The sequence below is a fragment of the Lactobacillus sp. VURO6/B1 (VP7) genome, assembly GCF_058139575.1.
On sequence record NZ_JBVOWJ010000011.1, the window covers coordinates 81,106 to 101,643 of the forward strand.

Annotated in this window: 24 protein-coding genes; 16 read left to right on the forward strand and 8 right to left on the reverse strand. The window is 36.7% G+C overall.

From position 1 onward, the window contains the following. Positions 1–254: 254 nt before the first annotated feature. The 6 genes from alaS (at position 255) to trxA (ending at position 6,744) form a co-directional block, all read left to right on the forward strand. Positions 255–2,894, forward strand: a complete 2,640-nt coding sequence (alaS, locus tag ACZ2M0_RS07460; protein ID WP_490059014.1) for an alanine--tRNA ligase — start codon at positions 255–257, stop codon at positions 2,892–2,894. A 52-nt stretch (positions 2,895–2,946) separates the two neighbouring features. Continuing rightward, positions 2,947–3,204, forward strand: a complete 258-nt coding sequence (locus tag ACZ2M0_RS07465; RefSeq protein ID WP_038521496.1) for an IreB family regulatory phosphoprotein — start codon at positions 2,947–2,949, stop codon at positions 3,202–3,204. Then, positions 3,204–3,632 (forward strand): Holliday junction resolvase RuvX, encoded by a 429-nt coding sequence (gene ruvX / locus ACZ2M0_RS07470; protein WP_490059015.1) that lies wholly within the window; start codon positions 3,204–3,206, stop codon positions 3,630–3,632. The genes ACZ2M0_RS07465 and ruvX overlap by 1 nt, the downstream gene beginning before the upstream one ends. A 1-nt stretch (position 3,633) precedes the next feature. Further along, positions 3,634–3,939: a DUF1292 domain-containing protein gene (locus tag ACZ2M0_RS07475; protein ID WP_490059016.1), complete on the forward strand. Its 306-nt coding sequence runs from the start codon at positions 3,634–3,636 to the stop codon at positions 3,937–3,939. Positions 3,940–3,992: 53 nt separating this feature from the next. Beyond that, a complete protein-coding gene (locus ACZ2M0_RS07480; protein WP_490059017.1) occupies positions 3,993–6,347 on the forward strand; it encodes an endonuclease MutS2 in 2,355 nt (784 codons plus the stop codon). An 85-nt stretch (positions 6,348–6,432) separates the two neighbouring features. Beyond that, positions 6,433–6,744, forward strand: a complete 312-nt coding sequence (gene trxA, locus ACZ2M0_RS07485; protein WP_034980713.1) for a thioredoxin — start codon at positions 6,433–6,435, stop codon at positions 6,742–6,744. A 28-nt stretch (positions 6,745–6,772) separates the two neighbouring features. Here the strand turns inward: trxA and mscL are convergent, their stop codons facing one another. Together mscL and ACZ2M0_RS07495 are read right to left on the reverse strand one after the other, a co-directional pair. Next, on the reverse strand, positions 6,773–7,144 hold the full coding sequence (mscL, locus tag ACZ2M0_RS07490; RefSeq protein WP_223902988.1) for a large-conductance mechanosensitive channel protein MscL: 372 nt from the start codon (positions 7,142–7,144) through the stop codon (positions 6,773–6,775). A gap of 72 nt (positions 7,145–7,216) precedes the next feature. Then, positions 7,217–7,636: a YslB family protein gene (locus ACZ2M0_RS07495; RefSeq protein ID WP_490059018.1), complete on the reverse strand. Its 420-nt coding sequence runs from the start codon at positions 7,634–7,636 to the stop codon at positions 7,217–7,219. A gap of 69 nt (positions 7,637–7,705) precedes the next feature. Between ACZ2M0_RS07495 and murI the strand changes: the two genes are divergently transcribed. Both murI and ACZ2M0_RS07505 read left to right on the forward strand, forming a co-directional pair. Then, positions 7,706–8,494 (forward strand): glutamate racemase, encoded by a 789-nt coding sequence (murI, locus tag ACZ2M0_RS07500; protein ID WP_490059019.1) that lies wholly within the window; start codon positions 7,706–7,708, stop codon positions 8,492–8,494. Between the two features lie 13 nt (positions 8,495–8,507). Beyond that, on the forward strand, positions 8,508–9,122 hold the full coding sequence (locus ACZ2M0_RS07505; protein WP_490059020.1) for an XTP/dITP diphosphatase: 615 nt from the start codon (positions 8,508–8,510) through the stop codon (positions 9,120–9,122). Between the two features lie 90 nt (positions 9,123–9,212). Here the strand turns inward: ACZ2M0_RS07505 and ACZ2M0_RS07510 are convergent, their stop codons facing one another. Continuing rightward, positions 9,213–10,028: a mechanosensitive ion channel family protein gene (locus ACZ2M0_RS07510; protein ID WP_490059021.1), complete on the reverse strand. Its 816-nt coding sequence runs from the start codon at positions 10,026–10,028 to the stop codon at positions 9,213–9,215. Positions 10,029–10,139: 111 nt separating this feature from the next. Here ACZ2M0_RS07510 and ACZ2M0_RS07515 point away from each other — a divergent pair, with 111 nt between their 5' ends. Both ACZ2M0_RS07515 and ACZ2M0_RS07520 read left to right on the forward strand, forming a co-directional pair. Further along, positions 10,140–10,565 carry a DUF948 domain-containing protein gene (locus tag ACZ2M0_RS07515; RefSeq protein WP_223902983.1) on the forward strand — a complete coding sequence of 142 codons (426 nt, stop codon included), beginning with the start codon at positions 10,140–10,142 and terminating at the stop codon, positions 10,563–10,565. A gap of 17 nt (positions 10,566–10,582) precedes the next feature. Then, positions 10,583–10,999 carry a DUF1269 domain-containing family protein gene (locus ACZ2M0_RS07520; protein WP_490059022.1) on the forward strand — a complete coding sequence of 139 codons (417 nt, stop codon included), beginning with the start codon at positions 10,583–10,585 and terminating at the stop codon, positions 10,997–10,999. Positions 11,000–11,081: 82 nt separating this feature from the next. Here the strand turns inward: ACZ2M0_RS07520 and ACZ2M0_RS07525 are convergent, their stop codons facing one another. Then, positions 11,082–12,182 (reverse strand): aminopeptidase P family protein, encoded by a 1,101-nt coding sequence (locus ACZ2M0_RS07525; RefSeq protein WP_490059023.1) that lies wholly within the window; start codon positions 12,180–12,182, stop codon positions 11,082–11,084. Positions 12,183–12,331: 149 nt separating this feature from the next. On the opposite strand from ACZ2M0_RS07525, the gene ACZ2M0_RS07530 reads away from it, so the two are divergent. Then, positions 12,332–13,333, forward strand: a complete 1,002-nt coding sequence (locus ACZ2M0_RS07530; RefSeq protein WP_490059024.1) for a substrate-binding domain-containing protein — start codon at positions 12,332–12,334, stop codon at positions 13,331–13,333. A gap of 31 nt (positions 13,334–13,364) precedes the next feature. On the opposite strand, the gene ACZ2M0_RS07535 is transcribed toward ACZ2M0_RS07530, so the two are convergent. Continuing rightward, complete coding sequence (locus ACZ2M0_RS07535) at positions 13,365–14,753, reverse strand: glycerophosphodiester phosphodiesterase (protein WP_490059025.1); 1,389 nt, start codon at positions 14,751–14,753, stop codon at positions 13,365–13,367. A gap of 85 nt (positions 14,754–14,838) precedes the next feature. Between ACZ2M0_RS07535 and ACZ2M0_RS07540 the strand changes: the two genes are divergently transcribed. Genes ACZ2M0_RS07540 through ACZ2M0_RS07560 form a run of 5 tightly spaced genes read left to right on the forward strand, consistent with a single transcriptional unit; the run spans position 14,839 to position 18,518 of the window. Beyond that, positions 14,839–15,171: a hypothetical protein gene (locus ACZ2M0_RS07540; RefSeq protein WP_490059026.1), complete on the forward strand. Its 333-nt coding sequence runs from the start codon at positions 14,839–14,841 to the stop codon at positions 15,169–15,171. An 11-nt stretch (positions 15,172–15,182) separates the two neighbouring features. Next, positions 15,183–16,589, forward strand: a complete 1,407-nt coding sequence (locus ACZ2M0_RS07545) for a bifunctional metallophosphatase/5'-nucleotidase (protein ID WP_490059027.1) — start codon at positions 15,183–15,185, stop codon at positions 16,587–16,589. Then, positions 16,558–17,136, forward strand: a complete 579-nt coding sequence (locus tag ACZ2M0_RS07550; protein ID WP_223902977.1) for a YutD family protein — start codon at positions 16,558–16,560, stop codon at positions 17,134–17,136. The genes ACZ2M0_RS07545 and ACZ2M0_RS07550 overlap by 32 nt, the downstream gene beginning before the upstream one ends. Next, positions 17,137–17,913 (forward strand): TIGR01457 family HAD-type hydrolase, encoded by a 777-nt coding sequence (locus ACZ2M0_RS07555; protein ID WP_490059028.1) that lies wholly within the window; start codon positions 17,137–17,139, stop codon positions 17,911–17,913. After that, positions 17,910–18,518, forward strand: a complete 609-nt coding sequence (locus tag ACZ2M0_RS07560; protein WP_490059029.1) for a TIGR01906 family membrane protein — start codon at positions 17,910–17,912, stop codon at positions 18,516–18,518. The genes ACZ2M0_RS07555 and ACZ2M0_RS07560 overlap by 4 nt, the downstream gene beginning before the upstream one ends. 111 nt (positions 18,519–18,629) lie before the next feature. Here the strand turns inward: ACZ2M0_RS07560 and ACZ2M0_RS07565 are convergent, their stop codons facing one another. The 3 genes from ACZ2M0_RS07565 to ACZ2M0_RS07575 form a co-directional block, all read right to left on the reverse strand. Further along, on the reverse strand, positions 18,630–19,286 hold the full coding sequence (locus ACZ2M0_RS07565; RefSeq protein WP_490059030.1) for a VTT domain-containing protein: 657 nt from the start codon (positions 19,284–19,286) through the stop codon (positions 18,630–18,632). Between the two features lie 9 nt (positions 19,287–19,295). Beyond that, positions 19,296–20,216: an NAD(P)/FAD-dependent oxidoreductase gene (locus tag ACZ2M0_RS07570; RefSeq protein WP_490059031.1), complete on the reverse strand. Its 921-nt coding sequence runs from the start codon at positions 20,214–20,216 to the stop codon at positions 19,296–19,298. 35 nt (positions 20,217–20,251) lie between these two features. Continuing rightward, positions 20,252–20,538: hypothetical protein (locus ACZ2M0_RS07575; protein ID WP_490059032.1), on the reverse strand; the 287-nt coding region annotated here is incomplete at its 5' end.

The following is a 20,538-nucleotide window of genomic DNA, read 5'->3' on the forward strand; positions in this document are numbered from 1 at the left end:
AATTATTGACAAAAACTGTGCAAGTAGTACAATTACTGATAACTTAAGATATGCTTTTTAAGGTTAGCAGTTCAAAGAGAGAATCGTCTGGTGAAAAAGATTTACTGCTGCTTAAAAAGTGCTCCTTAAAGTTCAATAAATAAAATTAATTAAGAGGTAACAAGCACTGTTGCAATTGAGGTGGTACCGCGTTTAAAGGCGTCCTTAAAATAAGCAACAGTGTTTTTATTTTGACAAAAAGGGAGATATATTTGATGAAGAAACTGACAAGTTCAGAGTTTAGACAGATGTTTTTGGATTTCTTCAAGCAACACGGCCATATGGTATTGCCCAGTCAATCTTTAATCCCGCAGGATGATCCAACTTTGCTGTGGATCAATTCTGGTGTGGCAACGATGAAGAAATATTTTGACGGCTCAGTAGTACCTAAAAATCATCGGATTACTAGTTCACAAAAATCCATCAGAACCAATGATATTGAAAATGTTGGTAAAACTGCTAGACACCAAACCTTTTTTGAAATGCTGGGTAACTTTTCTGTGGGTGATTATTTTAAAAAAGAAGCGATTACCTGGGCTTGGGAGTTTTTGACGAGTCCCGACTGGCTTGACTTAGATCAGGAAAAGCTATACTGCACAGTTTATCCTAAAGATACAGAAGCGCAAAAAATATGGTTACAAGTTGGCATGCCTGAAGATCATATCGTTAAATTAGAAGAAAATTTCTGGGATATTGGTGAAGGTCCTTGTGGTCCTGACTCTGAAATCTTTTATGATCGTGGTCAGGAAAATAACGATGTGCCAGAAGACGATCCGGAAAACTTCCCTGGTGGTGAAAATGCCCGCTATTTGGAAATCTGGAATATCGTCTTTTCACAATACAATCACTTGGCAAATGGCAAATATGTTGATCAACCGCATAAGAATATTGATACTGGTATGGGCTTAGAGCGTGTTTTGTCCATTTTACAGGATGCACCGACTAACTTTGAAACTGACCTCTTTTTGCCAATTATTCACGAGACTGAAAAGATGACTGCAGCTAAAAAGTATGGTTCAAATAAGGCAGATACGACAGCCTTTAAGATTATTGCCGATCACGTGCGGACTGTCAGTTTTGCCATTGCGGATGGTGCGCTGCCATCAAATACAGGGCGTGGCTATGTTTTACGGCGCCTAATTCGGCGTGCCGATTTAAATGGTCAGCGCTTAGGCATTAAGGGAGCTTTTCTTTACAAACTAGTTCCAGTAGTTGGCACAATTATGGAGAGTCATTATCCGGAAGTGACAGAGCAAAAGGACTTTATTGCCAAAGTAATTAAGAACGAGGAAGAAAGGTTCCAGTTAACCCTTGAATCTGGATTAACTCTACTTGATGACTTGATTGCAAGTGCACAAAAGTCAGAAGATAAAACTATTACTGGTAAAGATGCATTCAAATTATTTGATACTTATGGTTTTCCTTATGAACTGACTTTTGAAACTGCACAGGATGCAGGCTTAAAAGTTGATCAGAAGGGCTTTGATGCTGAAATGAAGGCTCAAAAAGAACGTGCTCGTAAAGCTCGTGGTAATTTGCAATCAATGAGTTCTCAAGATGAAACTCTGATGAACTTAAAGGATAAGTCAGAGTTTGAATATGGCGTTTATGAAGAAAAACACGCCAAATTAGTTGATATTATAGTTGATGATCAATTAGTTGATAGAGCGGATGGCGATAATGCCGTTTTGATTTTTGATAAGACTCCTTTTTATGGTGAACGTGGTGGTCAGGTAGCCGATCACGGTAATATCTATAATCAGGAAGGAGAACTGGTTGCTCAGGTAACTGATGTGCAACATGCGCCAAATGATCAAAATATGCACTTTGTCGATGTGATTTTACCTCTGACAAAAGGTGAGGAATATACTTTAAAGATCGACAGAGTTCGCCGCGAAGGTCTGCGCCATTCTCATACTGCCACGCACTTATTGCATGCGGCTTTGAGAAGCGTACTTGGTGAACATACTCATCAAGCCGGCAGTTTGGTTGAACCCGATTATTTGCGCTTTGACTTTACTGCACTTGAACCAATGACTGAAAAAGAAATTAAATCAGTTGAAAATTTGGTAAACAAAAAAATCTGGGCGGCAATTGATGTCAAAACTACCATCACTGACCCTGATACAGGTAGAGAGATGGGTGCTCTAGCTTTATTTGATGGTAAATACGGTGATAAAGTTCGGGTTGTCCAAATAGAAGATTTCTCTATTGAATTCTGTGGTGGTACTCATTGCGGCAATACTAACCAAATTGGTATTTTTAAGATTATTTCTGAATCTGCTATTGGTGCAGGTATGAGAAGAATTGAAGCAGTAGTTTCCAAGAAAGCTTATGAATACTTGGCCAGCAGATCTGAGTTATTAGATGAAATCCAGGCAGAAGTAAAATCAACTAAACCAGAAGATATTATTGATAAGGTTGATTCGCTTGAAAAAGACTTGCATGACAGTCAAAAGCAAGTCGAAGATTTGAATTTGCAAATTAATCAAAGTAAAGCCAACTCTATTTTTGATAATGTGGAGCAGGTCGGTGATTTATCTGTTATTGCGCAAAGAGTTGATGTTAATGGAATGAATGATTTGCGTGAATTCGCTGATACTTGGAAGAGTGGCCAAAAGTCAGATGTGCTGATTTTAGCTACCGCTAGTGATGGCAAGGCCAATATGATCATTAGCTTAGGTGATAAGGCGTTAGCAAAGGGGCTTAAAGCAGGAGACTTGATTAAGCAAGCTGCTCCAATATTTGGCGGCGGCGGTGGCGGCCGACCAAATATGGCTCAAGCCGGTGGTAAAAAACCTGAAGGCCTTAAAAAAGCTATCCAGACAGTAATTACAGCGATTGCAAAAAATTAATTGATTGAGTTTATACTATTTTTCAAGTAAAATTGTGCTAGGAGGAATGATTATGAGTTCGCTAGATAAGACAATGCACTTTGACTTTAATGAAAATAAAGGCAAAAACGTTCATGATACTCTGCAAGATGTTTATAATGCTCTGGAAGAGAAGGGCTATAATCCAGTTAATCAAATTGTCGGGTATTTGTTGTCTGGCGATCCGGCCTATATTCCACGGCATAATGATGCTCGTAATTTAATTTTAAAACACGAACGTGATGAAATTATTGAAGAGCTTGTCAAAAATTATCTTGGAAAAGATAAATAATGCGATTAGTTGGTTTAGATGTTGGATCAAAGACAGTAGGCGTTGCAGTTAGTGATGAATTAGGTATTACTGCACAAATGCTTGAAACTATCCCTATTGATGAAACGCGTTATAATTTTGGTATGCGTGCAATTAAAAAGATTGTGCGCCAATATGAACCAGCGGGTTTTGTTTTAGGTTTGCCCAAAAATATGGACGGCTCTTCTGGCGCTGCGGTTGCGCGAAGTAAGGCATACGGTAAAAGGCTTGAAAAGAAGTTTGGTTTGCCAGTGCACTATTCTGATGAGAGACTAACTACAGTTGAATCTGAACGTGTTTTAGTTGAAGAAGCAGATATGCACAACCGCCACCAACGTAAAAAAGTGATTGACCAAATGGCCGCTGTTTTGATTTTACAAAATTATTTGGATCTAAACCGAAAGGATTAATATGACACAAGAAGTTAACGGTGATGACCGTCAAATTACCTTGATTGATGATCAAGGTAACGAAGAATTATATGAAATTTTATTTACATTTCATTCTGATGACTATGATAAATCATACGTCTTGCTTTATCCGGCAGCAGCCAGTGATGATGAGGAAATTGAAGTTTTGGCATTTAGTTATGACTCCGATTCCGCAGGTGATGTCACTAGCAGTGATTTACACGAGATTGAAGCAGATGATGAATGGGATATGGTCCAAGGAGTTTTGAACACATTTTTGGACGATGACCGTTTAAGTGGTGAATAAGAAAGACTGGCTGGGCCAGCCTTTTTTATTCAGGATTGATAATTTAAAAACTAATGAATGATAAAATATTAAAGATTTTAGAATTTGCAAAAATTACTGAACAATTGCAGCAAATGGCGATTACTAGACCAGCTAAAATGGCAGCTGAAAATCTTGTACCAAGTAATGACTTTGCTCAGGTTGAACTTGCACTGAAGCAGACATTGGCTGGAGCTGATATTTTACGTGTTAAAGGGCAACTGCCTTTAACAGATTTTGCTGATGTTGAGCCAAGTATTAAACGTTTGCGGATCAAAGCAAATTTGAACGCTAAAGAGTTGGGTAACATATTACTGGTTTTAGCACTTGCAAATGAAATAAACGAATTTTTTAGCGATGTTGATGAAGAAAAATTGGATTTAACGGCAATAGATTCGATTTTAATGCAATTGGACGTGCCTCAGTCACTGTTTAAGCAACTTAATCGTTCGCTGGATTTTGACGGGGAAGTTCTTGATACTGCTTCTAGCGAATTATCGCATTTACGGCGCGAAATCAAAAACAATGATGCTGAAATCAAAGATAAAATGGACAGCTACACCAAAGGAAATAGCAGCAAGTATTTATCTGAACAAATCGTAACTATTCGTGACGAAAGATATGTTATTCCAGTTAAGCAAGAATACCGCAATAAATTTGGTGGCGTTGTTCACGATCAGAGTGCCAGTGGCCAAACTTTATTTATTGAGCCGAGTGCAGTTTTAAATCTTAACAATCGTCAGCAAAATCTTTTGGCGCAAGAAAAAAGGGAGATTAGCCGGATTTTACGTAATCTGTCAGATTTAGTACGTGCCGAAGCTGACAGCATTGATACAATTGCAAGTTCCTTGGTTGAACTTGATTTTATCCAAGCAAAAGCAAAGCTGGCTCATGTCATGAAAGCTACCGAACCGAAGTTGACTCATAACCAGTCATTACTATTTTTGCAGGCACGACATCCTTTAATTGACCCTAAAAAAGTCGTTGCCAACGACATACGACTTGGTGAAGATTACGATACTATATTAATTACTGGCCCCAACACTGGTGGGAAAACTATTACCTTAAAAACTGCAGGAATTTTACAATTGATGGCTCAGTCAGGGTTATTTATCCCAGCAGCAGAAGGCAGTAAAGCGGGAGTCTTTAGGGACGTTTGCGCTGATATTGGGGATGAACAATCTATTGAGCAATCGCTTAGTACTTTTTCCTCACATATTAACGATATTGTTAAAATAATGAAAAATGTTAATGCTCAAACTCTTGTTTTAATTGATGAAATTGGAGCTGGGACGGATCCAGAAGAAGGAGCCAGTCTCGCAATTAGTATTTTGGATTTTTTACGTCAAAAAAAGGCTAAAATAATCGTTACCACACATTACCCAGAACTTAAACTTTATGGTTATAATCGGGAAAGAACGACTAATGCCTCTATGGAATTTGATCTTAAAACACTGTCCCCAACCTATCGTTTACAAATTGGTATTCCAGGGCACAGTAATGCTTTTGCTATTGCTCGCAGACTGGGGATGCGTGAGGATGTGGTTAAAAACGCTCAAGGGTTAATGAGTGATGAAAACGTTGATATTAACCAAATGATTTCCGAGTTAACCAAACAAACTAAAGCTGCTTCAGATGCTCGCAGTCATTTAACAACTAGTCTTGATCGAGCTAAGAAACTTGAACTAAAGTTACAACAGGCTTTGGATTGGTATAATCAGCGGGTGCAAAAGCAGTTGGAATTTGCACAAGAAAGAGCCAATGAAGTAGTCGCTAAAAGTCGCAAAAAGGCTGATAAGATCATAGAGCAGCTTGAACAGCAAAAGGGCGAAGTTAAACAAAATGAAATCATTGCTGCTAAAGGTCAATTTAATCAACTTGCACGGCAAAATGAAAATTTGGCTCATAATCGCGTTTTGCAACGTGAAAAAAGACGTCATCATGTCAATGTGGGCGATAAGGTAAAAGTACTGTCTTATGGACAAACTGGCACTATTACTAAAAAATTATCCGAACATGAATATGAAGTCCAAATGGGCATCATAAAAGTTAAAGTCAGTGATCGCGACATTGAAAAAATCGGATCACAAAAAGAATCACAATCTACTAAGCAAGTTCGCGCTATTAGTGCAAGCAGGCGGAGCAATGTGAGAAGTGAGCTTGACTTGCGCGGTCAGCGTTATGACGAAGCGATGACTAATCTCGATCGCTATATAGATTCTGTATTGTTGGCAGGACTTGATGTTGTCACGATTATTCATGGCATTGGCACCGGCGCAATTAGAAAAGGAGTTTGGCAGTATTTAAAATCAAGCAAGCATGTGAAAAGTTATAACTACGCTCCGGCAAATGAGGGTGGCAACGGAGCTACTATTGTTCATTTACAATAAAATGCTTTACTTGTAAAAAGTAAGTCTGCTTGCTATAATGAAAATATCAATAGATAACTATTTTTTCCTTAAAGGAGGGTTTTTCATGGTTGATGAGCTTACAGATCAAAACTTTGAAGAAGAAACAAAAGACGGTGTAGTTTTAACAGATTTTTGGGCAACCTGGTGTGGTCCTTGTAAAATGCAATCACCAGTTGTTGATGAACTGGCAGAAGAGCGACAAGACGTTAAATTTACCAAAATGGATGTTGATCAAAATAAAGAAGTACCAAGCTCTTTGGGAGTAATGGCCATTCCCACTTTATTAATTAAAAAGAACGGTGAAATTGTGGACCGGATTACCGGCTATACTCCAAAAGCCAAACTGAGTCAGATTTTAGATCAATACACAAAATAAAAAATTCCTGCTTGTGCAGGAATTTTTTTTAATTGCTTTTTTCTTTTAATAAGTCCCGAATTTCTTTGAGATAGTCTTCAGCAGATGGACCAGCAGGTTGCTTTTGATCATTGTGCCTCATTACTTTATTGACAGCTTTGACTAGTAAGAAAACTATGAATGCTATAATCAGGAAATTAATTACAGTATTGATAAACTCACCGTATTTAAATGTGGCCCCACCGGCTTTAAATACCAAATTGGATAGATCGATTCGTCCGATAAATAAACCCAAAAGGGGATTGATTAAATTGTTTACCAATGAATTAACAATGTTGGTAAAAGCTCCACCAATAATTACACCCACAGCCAGATCAATAACATTACCACGTTGAATAAATTCTTTAAATTCTCTAAGCATTTTATTTCCTCCATTCTTACTTTAATCATATTGCAAAAATAGCAAAAGACTAAATTATTTGTTTCTGGAAGTTTAATCAAACTTAGCGATTAATTTAACTTCTTTTTTTCGTTCATCAACTTTGATTTCGCACTCAGTTGTGCGACCAGTTTCCTTTTCAATTGCTTCTGCAATGATGCCGGCCTCAAGCGAAAACTCTTGGCTGCCACTGTTAATCCGATCGGTCACATTTTGCCCCTTGAGTTTAAATACTTCTTCGCTGTGATGGCTTCTTGCTTTTTCTAAATTGCCAAATTCAGTGGTTGCAAAGAAGCTAACCACGTCTTCAAATGACAACAAATCATATTTACGGGCAATTCGTTTACCGCCCCAATAAAGAATTGCTTCATTGTCTTCACCTAAAATTGTTGGCAATAAGAAATCACGATAAAGTTGATTCACAAAATAAACATGTTCGTGTTGCTCGTTATTGTTTTGCATAAAGAAATTCATCCCTTTTATTTTCTTTTATTTTACCGTAAAATTGACTGAAGTATAAATTATTTAGGGGAGACTTTTATAATGGATAACCGACCAATCGGCTTGCTAGATTCTGGTGTTGGCGGGTTGACAGTAGTCAAAAAAATTATTGCCAAAATGCCATACGAGGCGACCGTTTTTATTGGTGATAATGCTCATATTCCTTATGGTGATAAGTCTAAAGCAGAAATTATTGCACTTACTAAGCAGAGTGTTAACTTTTTGCTGAGCAAAAACGTCAAATTGATTATTTTTGCATGTAACACAGCCACGGCAGTAGCTATGAAAGCTATTCAAAAAGAGATTGAACCGCAAATTATAGGCGTAATCCAATCAGGTGCCGTTGCAGCAACAAATGCAACAAAAAACAAAAATGTTGCAGTCGTGGCTACCAAGATGACTGTCGGCTTACATGCATATCAAAAGGAAATTCAGACACGTGATCCCGAGATAACGGTGAGCGAACTAGCTACTCCACAAATTGTACCTCTAATTGAAGCCAATGCGGGACATCAAGCTTATGTTTCTGCTCTTAAAAAGATTTTATTGCCAATAAATAATTTAAATATTGATACTCTAGTCTTAGGATGTACTCATTATCCGATTATTCGCAATGAATTTGCCCAGTGCTTGAAACCAGATGTGCAAATAATTGACCCTGCCGATCAAGTTGCCCAATATACATATAATATTATGAAACGTGATCAGATGTTCACTGATAGTGCAGTTAAAGGGAAGCACGAGTATTATACTACAGGTGATATCAAAATGTTTGATGAACTTGGTAAAAAAGTATTACAGGATCAGAAATTTAGTGCACAGCACCTTTAGTAAAGGAGAAAAAATGGAAGTATTATTTGCCACCACCAATAAAGGAAAAGTCAAGGAGCTAAAATCAGCTTTTAAAGCGGCTGCAATTAATGTTACCCTCAAAACCAATGCTGATTTAGATAGACCGCCTGTAGTTGATGAATATGGAATAACTTTTGTGCAAAATGCTAAGTTGAAGGCCCACGAGTTAGCAGATTACAGCCATATGTTGACAATAGCTGATGATTCTGGATTAATCGTTGACGCACTTGATGGTGCTCCCGGAGTTCATTCTGCGCGTTTTGCCGGTCCGGAACATAATGACCAAAAAAATAATGCCAAATTGCTGGCAGAACTTGGTGGAGTACCCTTAAAGAAACGGACTGCTAGATTTAACACTACAATCGTAGTGTCTAAACCTGGTCATTTTGACCATGATTTGGTTGTTTCAGGGCAATGCGAAGGATTGATATTGCCAGCTCCTCAGGGCGATGATGGATTTGGTTATGATCCGCTTTTTTATGTACCAGAAAAACAGAAAACATTTGCAGAGATGACAATCGCTGAAAAAAACAGCCTTTCTCATCGGGGAAAAGCGATATCCCAACTGCTCAAAGAATTACCTAATTGGCTGGCTCAATTTGAATAAGCAAAAAACTGATAAAAATCTCAAGCAATATTTCAACAAGAATAATAATTTCGCTGAATTTGCCTTATGTGATGTTTATCAGTTTTTGTTTTATTCTGCTAGTAAAATTTTATTTTCTGGTAAAACTTTTAAGTATTGTGTTAGGTACTCATCTTGAACTTCTTTTTCGTGACCTGGTTTAACTTGAAAATGAACAACATAATTGACAGTCTGTGCTGTTTGTTCCGTGATCCCAACTATTTTAGGTTCTTGCACTAGGAAACTAAAATTAGTACTCAATTTATTATTTATTTGGCTAATAAGATCATGAACTTTTGCAAAATCATTATTGGCTTTAAGCTGCATTGTTATATCCAAACCAATACCGCCGTGAGCCAGATTTTGGACTATTGAAATGTTGCGGTTGGGTATGTAGATAATAGAACCATCAGATCCTTTAAGCCTGGTAGTTCTTAGACCCAACTGAACTACAACACCCGTTTGGTTGTTGATAGAAACAATGTCACCTACATCAAACTGATCTTCGCTTAAGATGAAAAAGCCGTTGACCAAATCACTCACAAATCCTTGTGCGCCCATACCTAAAGCTAATGAAAAAATACCGGCACTTGCAAGCAGAGTTCCAACAGGAATGCCTAAAATCGATAAAACTGCGAATAAATAAAAAAAGATTACCGTATATTCAAAAATACTGTTAATTAATGCTGTTACAGTTTGCGTTCTCTTATTTTGTTTTCTTTTACTGCGTTTTAAATAGTGGTTGATAATTTTTTTGCCAAAATGATCAATTAAATAAAAAACTAGGGATGAAATTGCAAGCTGCCAGACAATTGCCAAAACTTGTTCGCCTACTCTATCCCAATTAAATTTGAGTACATTTTTGTTGATTTGAAATATTTTATTCATGGTAATTACCTTTCGTATATACATATTAACTATAACAAAATATGACATATGGATTGAGATTAAAGCATTTTCATGCTAGACTTTTTTTAGGTATAGAATTGGAGGTAAAAGATGAAATTTTCTTATGGTGCATTAGCAGGGTTGATTGCTGCCATTGCATTATTAATTTTAGTACTTTTCACAATTCCAGTGCTTATTCGTGCCGCAAAGGCGACTAGAGAAGCTGAAAAAGCAATCCAAAGTGCTAACGAGTCTATTCAGCAAATTTCTGAAGATGTTAATGGTTTACTGCATCAGACAGGAGATTTGCTGGACAAAACCAATGTCCTGTTAGCAGATGTTAATGTTAAAATGAAAACTATTGATCCTGTTGTTCAGGCAGCAGCTGATCTAGGCGAAAGCGTTTCAGATGTTAATACCTCTACCAGAAAAATGGCAAAACGTTTCAATAATTTTCATTGGAAACGTAACGGATTGATGTCATCTGCTTTAGCATCGGTGTTTGCACGGCATAAGCGACGTAAAGGTGAAGATTAGTAAAAGGAGTTACTTTTATGAAAAAGTTTGTAAGTTTTGTTTTGGGTACTATTGTCGGGACTGCAGCAGGGTTTCTTGCTGGTTCTCTCTTAGTGAGTGATGACCAAATCGACGAATTAAAGAAAAAAGTTAAGAACAATGAAACTGTTCAGGATTTAAAGAAGAAATATGATAACGGTACCGAAATTGTGAAGAATCAACTGGCTTCATTCCCTAAAAATGTAGAAGATGATTCAGAACTAAAGGATTTTGATGATATCGTTATTGATAATTCAAAAGATGATGATGCTCAACAAAAAGATCATGCTCAAGATGTAGCGAATGATCTGCATCATGCAGAATCAAATGATGATTTTAATCAACCGGAGCCTCCAAAACCAGAAGGTCCATCTGATCCATCTGATGCACCAGTTGACCCATATTCCAGACCATAAAATTAATAAAAAATGGCACTAGCAGATGAGATATTGCTGCTAGTGCCATTTTTATGTGGTCAAGTAAGTTAAATTCTTGTTTTTAAAGAGGCAGAACTTTGAGTTCCTTACTGGTGTGAGTAAATGGTTCATAACCATCTTTAGTAACGACTCCGCAATCTTCAATTCTGACACCCGCAACATTTGGAATGTAAATCCCGGGTTCAATTGAAAAACACATTCCCTCCTCAATTATGAGGTCATTACCTTGGACAATTGACGGGTATTCGTGAACTTCCTTGCCAATGCCATGACCTAAACGGTGAATAAAATATTCTCCATAGCCGGCTTTTGTAATGATATCCCGGGCAACACTGTCGAGTTCAGAAGCTGTCATGCCAGGTCTGACCGCATCGATAGCAGCTTGTTGAGCTTCACGATCAATTTCATAAATTTCTCTTTCCTTAGCCGTTGGCTCGCCATAAGCAACAGTACGACTAGAATCTGAAGCATAACCATTGTGCATAGTACCCAGATCAAAAAGAACTAATTCATTTGGCTTAACTTTATTCATAGTAGGACCTAGATGAGGATTTGCAGCATTGGCACCAGCCTGCACAATAGTTTCAAAACTTTCATGCATTACTCCTTTTTGCACTTTGAGCTGATACTCAATTTGTCCTGCTATGTATCTCTCAGTTACGCCTTCTTTAATAGCATCGAAGCCAATTTGAAATGCAAAATCTGCTTCACGTCCTGCAGCTTGCAATTCTTTAATTTCCTGAGGAGTTTTATAAAGGCGAATTTTATTAACAAAATTCGAAACGTCACCGTCAAAATTTGCATCTGGAAATTGTGCGTGAATGAGTTGGTAGTGGGAAACAGAAAGGTTGTTTTTCTCTACAGCCCATTTTTGATACTCTTTTGTTCTGCTTTTTACCTTGTCAGCAATAATTTTCCACGGATTTTCTGAATCCAGATAACCGTAAACGTCACCGTTCCAAGCAGAGTTTTTTGCTTCTTCAACGTTTAAAGCTGGCACAAACATAAACGGATCCTGATCCTTAAATGCTAAAAGGGCAAAAATTCGTTCATGGGGTTCCATATCATATCCAGTAAAGTAGGCAATCGTAGTTGGGTTAGAAATATAGGCTACATCCTTATCAGAACTTTGCAGCCATTCTTGTAATTTTGTTAAATTCATAGCTTCTTCCTTCCATCTTGAATTTTCAGTTAAAGAAAGTATATCATGTTCTTGCCTTGAAAAAATGAAAGAATAGTTGTAAACGTTTGCACTTTTTGAGAAAAGATGATAAATTCTATAATAGTAAAAATAAGATGGGGGAACCAAGAATGCGTAAACAAGATATAACAATTTATGATGTAGCTCGTGAGGCTAAAGTCTCGATGGCCACAGTTTCACGAGTAGTTAACGGCAATACAAATGTGCGTAAAGATACGCGCGATCGAGTAATGAAAGTAATCAACCGGTTGCACTATCAGCCCAATGCAGTAGCACAAGGACTTGCGTCTAAGAGAACTACTACGGTTGGTTTAATCGTGCCAGATTTAACCAACCTTTATTTTGCAGAATTGTCAAAAGGTATTGATGATATTGCTCTTTTATACAAATATAATATTATTATTACCAGTATTGAAAACCGTTTGATGAGAGAAGACCAGGCGATTCAAGGGCTGCTTAATAAACAGGTTGATGGCGTAATTTACATGTCGGATACATTGCCTGAAGAAGCGGTTGAAGCATTTAAGCGTACCGATACTCCAGTAGTTCTGGCGGGGACTAAAGATAGTCATAGTGAATTCCCGTCGGTTGCTATAGATTATAAAAAGGCCGATACCGAAGCTTTAAACCTTCTTTATAATGATGGTAGAAAGAACTTGGCTTTAGTTATAGGCAATCCTGATACTGTAGTTAACGTACAAAACAGAATTCCAGCTTACAAGAAATTCATGGCTGATCATAATTTGGGTGAGGGTCATATTTATTCTAATGTTAAAGATCATTCTGATGGTTATAATTTATTGTCTCAGTTAGATCACGATGATGTCGATGGTGTAATTGTAACCCGTGATGTTACTGCTGTCGGAATTTTGAATTCAGCAATTGATGCTGGTAAAAAAGTACCGGAAGAATTAGAAATAATAACAGCAAGTGCCACGCAAATTGCATCAGTTGTACGTCCCGCTTTAACAGCTATTCGGCAACCACTTTATGATATTGGCGCAGTAGCAATGAGAATGCTCACTAAGCTAATGAATAATGAAGAAGTACCAGAAACCCAGATTGAACTGCCTTATGAAATATTGAAAAAACAAAGTACAACAAATGAGTAAAAATCGTTTATTATATAAAAAGTGTTGCATGTTAGTAATGCAGCACTTTTTTAGTGGTTAATTTTTGAATTTGTTTTATCTGCTGCCAAGTATTTAGCGGTTTAGCAGATTGTAATGGTAAATAAGGAGTTAAGGCAATATTGGAATAGCGACTCATGCGAGGTAAATGACGATAATCTTGCCAACTGGTTTGGTCAAAAAAGCCGTAGAACAGAATATCTTGTGCTTTGACCCAGCCTAAGGATGTATACAGCCATAAACTTTTGGGACTGCCATTGAAGTTCTCTATTTTTAACAAAGTATTATCAGGTAAAACTTTGTTAGTCTTTGATTGATTATCAGGAAAACGGTAAACATGAACATCTTGTTGAGGTTTGGCTAACACTTGCTTATTTTGATAAGGTGCGATATCTTCAGGCTTTAAATCCATGTTAACAAATTCTGCCGAGATAAAAGTCTGGTTGGCAATTTGATAGTAAAGCTGGTTATGGGCTCTGACCCCGTACATTACCTCAAATTTTTGCCCCGGATAAACAAATTTATTTTGCTTATCCCGCACATAAGGGTTGATCATAGTCCTAGTCTTCTTTTTACCCAAATAACTGCCACTGCGATGAATATCGTACTTTTTAGTACCTTCCTTTGCCAATTTGTATTTGAAACCAGTACTCGGAAAGTTAGTTACGACGCCATCAACATTCTTGTTAATTAGCCATTGCCATAAATCAGGGGATTCATCCATTTCAGTCCACACAAAAACCTGTTTATTTAGCTGATGCAGCCAATGTATCAGCCAGGCATGATTTAAAATTAAATCAGAAGAAACATTAACGGCATTTACCTGGGGTAAATTACTAAAATTTATTCTTTTAAGGCTGCCCACAATTAAGATTAAATAGGCGTCTGGCATAATTTTACGGAAGTGAAACAAGCTGGCAACTGAGAAAGAATGGATCATAACCCGTTTCTCCATATGATACTTTTTGATAGTCGCTGCAATCTGATCTTCTAATTCATAAGATGGATCTGAAGAATGATCTATTTTGGTTTCGAGAATAAATTTTGTATTTGGTCTTTTTTGATAGTAATCAAATATTTGTGGTAAACTCATGACATGTTCACCGTTGTCATAGGTTAACTCGTTAAGTGCCCGCCAATTATTTTGTGATACAATTGCATGTGTATGGGTCACGCGAAACAAGTCATCATCGTGTGAAACAACTAACTCCCCATCTGCAGAAAGATGGAGGTCAAGTTCAACATAATCAGCACCCGAATTAAAGGCAGAGTTGTCACTTTGAATAGTTTCTTCAGGATATTTGCTGGGATCTCCGCGATGGCCGACCACAGTAAAACCACAGGTTGTAATAAAAATGATGCTAAAAACTAGAGCCCTGATTAATTGGCTTTGATATTTCATGTGTACACCTCTATTGTTAACTACAATAGCATGGTTGCACATTTTTTGCTACATGTCACAGAATTAATTTATGTGGGGGATATTAATGAATGAACAATATGAAGAGTTGGATTTAATTGAAGAAATAGTACGCAATGACGGCAGTAAGTATTTCGAAATTGCCAATATTGACCAAAATGGGATAGCTGAACTGGCAGCTGATCGCGGAAAAATAAAAAGCGTGCGTATTTTGCAATTGAATATTCCACGTACTAAAGCCCTTATTACCTATGAAAAATATATTAATAAAAACTATCAGCTTGAAACTTTGACTAATGAAGATGACTGGAAAAATCCTGATTGGGTGGAATGGAAAAAGCCAAAAGGAAAAGTCTTAGATGCATATAATATGGTTTTGAAATCTAATCAAATTGGATAGAGAGCAGGATAATGGAAAAAATTCGCATTTTACACACTAATGATTTACATTCACATTTCGAACATTTCCCCAAAATTGGCCGTTATTTAAGAGCAGCGCAAAAAGATAAATCTGTCGATCAGGTTTTTACTTTTGATGCTGGCGACTTCATGGATCGTTCTCATCCTTTGACTGATGCGACGTACGGCCAAGCTAACATTAAGCTAATGAACTCATTTCATTATGACGCAATTACTATTGGCAATAATGAAGGAATTTCCAACTCACATTGTGTTGTAGAAAAATTGTTTGATCATGCTAATTTTCCCGTTATTTTAGCGAACCTGCGCGAAGAAGACGGTTCAATGCCTCATTGGGCTGTTCAAGATAAAATTTTGCTTACCGAAAAAGGCACTCGAATTGGTTTAATTGGTTTGACTGCTGCGTATCCTCTTTCTTATGAGCCTAATCACTGGCACGTTAAAATGTTGAAAGAAACGATGGATAACGTTTTGCCCAAAATGAGGGGTCAATATGATGTGTTAATTTTAATAACACACATTGGTTTAAATATGGACACTTTTTTAGCCAAAAATTATCCTGAAATTGATTTAATTGTGGGAGGACATAGTCATGACTTGCTGCCACATGGTAAAAAGGTGAAAAGTGTGTGGATTACCCAAACAGGTAAATGGGGCAATTATGTGGGTGACACTTATATGGAAATCGATGATCATCATCATGTGCAAAAGATTACTCCACATGTTGAACCTACCAGCTTGATGAAGTCTAATCTAGATGATGAGGAAACTATTTTAGGCTATAGGCAAAAGGGAAAAGAAATTTTAAGTCATGAACTTGTGGCTGATTTGCCTGAAAAATATGATAATGACCGTGAGGCTGCCCTTCAGGTTTCTATGGATGCTATTGCAAATTTTGCCGGAACAAATTTAGCTATGCTTAGTTCAGGTCTTTTTTTAACACCATTTAAAAAGGGTATTTTAACTAAATTTGACTTACAAAGGGCTCTGCCACATTCCATGCATGTTGTACGCTCTACTTTAAAGGGCAGTGATTTGTGGCGCCTGATTATGGAAATTGAAAAAAATAGGCACTTTTTAGACAAGTTTCCTTTGCAGGGCATGAGTTTTCGCGGGAAAATTTTTGGTCAAATGTACTACAAAGGAATCAAGTTTGATCCTATGAGTAGAGTAGTTTTTGTAAATGGCAAAGAAGTCGATCCCTACCAGGAATATCAAATTGCTGTTTTGGATCATTATGTTCTAGTGCCTTTTTTCCCTACTTTGGCAATAGTTGGTGATAATGATTTCTTATTTCCCAAATTTTTGCGTGAAGTGATAGGAGATTATTTAGCAAAAAAATATCCGTTAGCGGGAAGTGAAAATAATGGTAGAGCAAACGAGCCACAGAAAAGCTAAAGATAATAAATTTGAACGGGATCAACCATTGCGGCATCCCTTGGCTGTTGTAAGCCTAAATAATGATCAGCTGAAAATAAATAAACAACTTTATCAGGTTGTGGTTAATAAGAATGAAGCACTTGACCTTGAGCTGTTGCGTCAAAAATATGATCCTTATTTAGATCAATATGATTTTATTGTAGGTGATGTATCAAGTGAACATTTGCGTTTAAAGGGTTTCTACCAGGATAATGCCCAAACAGCAATAGATCGAAAAAAGCAGACTATTGCTGACTATTTACTAGAATATTGCAATCCGGGTGGACCATATTTTGTTCTACAGCTTTTAAGTCCAGTGCATCATTATCATTACAATAAAAGAAAAAGGCGGAAAAATTCGTTTAAGAACAAGGCGCAGGGTTTGCATAGAAGAAAACTGAATAAATCTTTTAAAAGCTATCATGTGCGTCCGAATAGAATCAAAAGACCTGAAACAGTAGCCGTTAAAAAGGAACGAGCAAACCATCATTCTTTTGTAATTAAAAAAAGAAAGGGCGGTAAGTAAGTGAAAGATTACCGTTTATTTTTAATCGATCTCGATGGCACGATTTATCGCGGTAAGGAAACTATTGCTTCTGGGGTCCGTTTTGTTAAGCGTCTTGAGCAAAAGCATAAGGACTATATTTTTCTGACTAATAATACGACTCGCACTCCGGAAATGGTAGTGGATAAGCTTAAAATTCATGGCGTCCAAACTGATACTGAACATATTTATACGCCGTGTATGGCAACAGTAAGTTATATTCTAAATAATGAAAAAAAGCGCACCAACAAAATTGGTGTTTATATAATTGGCCAAATTGGATTATGGCGTGAATTTATGCAAAACCCGGCTTTTGAGCTTAATGATTCTAATCCAGAATACGTTGTGGTCGGGATGGATACGGATTTGACTTACCATAAAATTCAAGTAGCTGTGAGTGCAATAAGAAAAGGAGCTACATTTATTGGTACTAATGCGGATTTAAATTTGCCTAGTGAAAAAGGTTTAATGCCTGGCAATGGTTCTCAGTGTGCAATGATTGCAGCTTCAAGTGGACGAGAGCCGTTTTTTATTGGAAAACCATCTTCTGTGATTATTGATATGTTGTTAGATAAATTTCATTTTGCTAAAAAAGATACGCTTTTAGTAGGTGACAATTACGATACTGATATCAAGGCAGGGTTTAACAGCCATGTTGACCAATTGCTGGTAACTACCGGTATTACACAAGTTGCGGATATTGACGGTAAAAAGCAACCTACAATTTTGGTTGACAGCTTAGATCAGGTTAAATTATGAATAAAAGAAATAATATCCTAACTATTATTTACCATTTTATTTTTGCTGTTTCTACTAGTGTTGTAACGGCACTGGTTGCTAGTTGGCCCTTATTATTTGTCTTTGTTTTGGTGCAAAAAACGAATAAAACAGTGAATTTGTCAATTGGCCAAGTAATGAGCAATTACGATCAATTAATGTGGTATTTAATTTGGCCCTTTAAGCGTAAATTGCGAATGAGTAATTTGCCTACTTCCTCAATGGCTGCAGGTCATTTTGCAGATGTCAAAAAATTGTTTGTATTGGCAATTATTGCTTTTCTGTGTTGTTTAATAATACTTTTTTGGTGTCAAAGACGAAATAAAAAATTTTTGCGTTTAAATAAAGTATGGGCATTATTGTTTTTATTGCTGCCAGTTGCAATGTTGCCATTTGCACTGACTAATTTTGACAATTTTTTTATCACTTTTCATCATTTATTTTTTGCAGGCAGCAATACCTGGCTATTTGATCCAGTGACAGATCCAATTATTAATGTCCTCACTGAAGGTTTTTTTGCATCTTGTTTTGCAATTGCGGGTATTGTTTATGAACTGTATTTTGCTGATAAATTGTTGCAAAAATAAAAAGTCTGGGAAAAAAGTGTTCTTTGAAGTTAAATTAAAAAATTTCACAATTTAAAAAGACCGACAAATCAACGTTTTATTGACGTGATTTGTCGGCCTTTTTTAGTTAGGTTAGAGTTTTTTCTCAGACTCTTTGTTTTTAATTCGTTTTTTTATTGCAACTATTAAGATCGGTAAAACAGAAATTAGGATAATTGCGATTAGCAACATTGAGAAATGCTCTTTCACAAATGGTATGTTACCAAAGAATGCGCCCAATATCGTAAATAGACCACTCCAAATTATTCCACCAATTACATTATAAAGTGCAAATTTGCCATAATGCATTTTGCTGCCACCAGAGATAAAGGGAACAAATGTCCTAATAAAGGGAATGAATCTGCCAATAACAATGGTGATTGGCCCGTGTCTGTTGAAAAAGTTTTCAGCGGCCAGACGATTTTTTTGGTTAATCAGCCTGTTAAACCAAGTATGTTTTGTACCTTGTCTTACAGACCAAGCCCCTATTTCATAATTGCAAGCATCGCCTAAGATAGCCGCAAGCAATACTGAAAAATAAATCCACCAAATGTTCAAATTATATTCTGGGTTAACTGCTAAAGAACTGGCAGCAAAAATTAGTGAATCACCTGGTAAAAAGGGGAAAATAACTAATCCAGTTTCAATAAAAATAATGGCAAAGATAATCAAGTATGTCCAATTGCCAAACTGATTAACTATTTCAATCAGATGATGGTCGATATGCAGAATAAAATTGATTATTGTCATAAACATCTCCTAAATACTGGTTGAATGAATTGTTAAGGTCTTTTCGGGAAAAAGCGCACGCATAATTGTAGTAATTGCAATTTGTGCCTCTCCAAATCCAAGTCCAATAAGAGGTACACGTCCGGAATACGTTGATACATCACCAATTGCATAGATGCCGGATATGTTTGTTTCCATAGAGCGTGATACTTCAATTTGATTATTGTTTAAGTTGACACCCCACTTTTTTACAAATTGGTTATTAGCACGGAAGCCATAGCCAACTATTATTTGATCAAATCGTTCATGAATAATGTTGCTGGTTCCCATTTCTTTTAAACCGATATTAAGTAGATTATCTCTGATTTGAATTGATTTAGGAAGATAGGGCGTTTGTACTTCAACATTTTTTAAACTTTTAAGTTTTTGAATACTGGATTCCAAACCACGAAATTCATTTCTTCTATGAATTAAATTAATTTTCGTTCCTGGCTGAGCTGCTAGTTCAGTTGCCCAATCAAGAGCAGAATCACCTCCACCAAAGACTCCTATTTTTTGATTTTTAAATTTTTGAGGATCTCTAACATAGTAGTGAACTCTTTTTTCGATTTCATTATCCATTTTTAGCGGAAACTTTTTAGGAGTAAACGATCCGGTTCCTGTTGCAATAATTACGCTTTTTACAGAAAAACTATTATCAATAATAAATTTCCTGTCTGCTTTTTTAAGATCTACGACAGGATGACTTAAGATAAAAGTTGCATTTTGCTTGTTGTCAGTTTGTAATTTTTCGATTAATTCGCAAGCAAGAACAGAACTAAAAGCCGGTATGTCCAAAATTTTTTTAAATGGATAAAGTAGTTTGGGTTGTCCTCCAACTTCTGCAAGTGAGTCAAAAACTATAGTTTTTAATCCATGAAGATGAGCAAAATTAGCACAGAATAATCCCACTGGACCTGCCCCAATAATTGCTAAATCAAAATTTTTTATTTTAAAAACTCCCCTCTAAACCTTGATATAACAACTTTATCATAAAAAAAGAAGTAAGTCTCTTCAATAAATTGTAAAAAATACTTGCAAAAAAGAAAAATAATTGCTAGTATTAATAACTGTCGTCGGGCAATGAGCCGCAAGGCAAGAGGCCCCGGCAGGCAGGCAAAAAAATCGAGCAAAAGCAGTTGACAAAAGCGAGCTGTTTTAGTAAGATAATAAACGCTGTCGGGCAAGACGGCAAAAAGGTTCCAGAAAAAAGTGCTTGACAAAAGGGCACGGA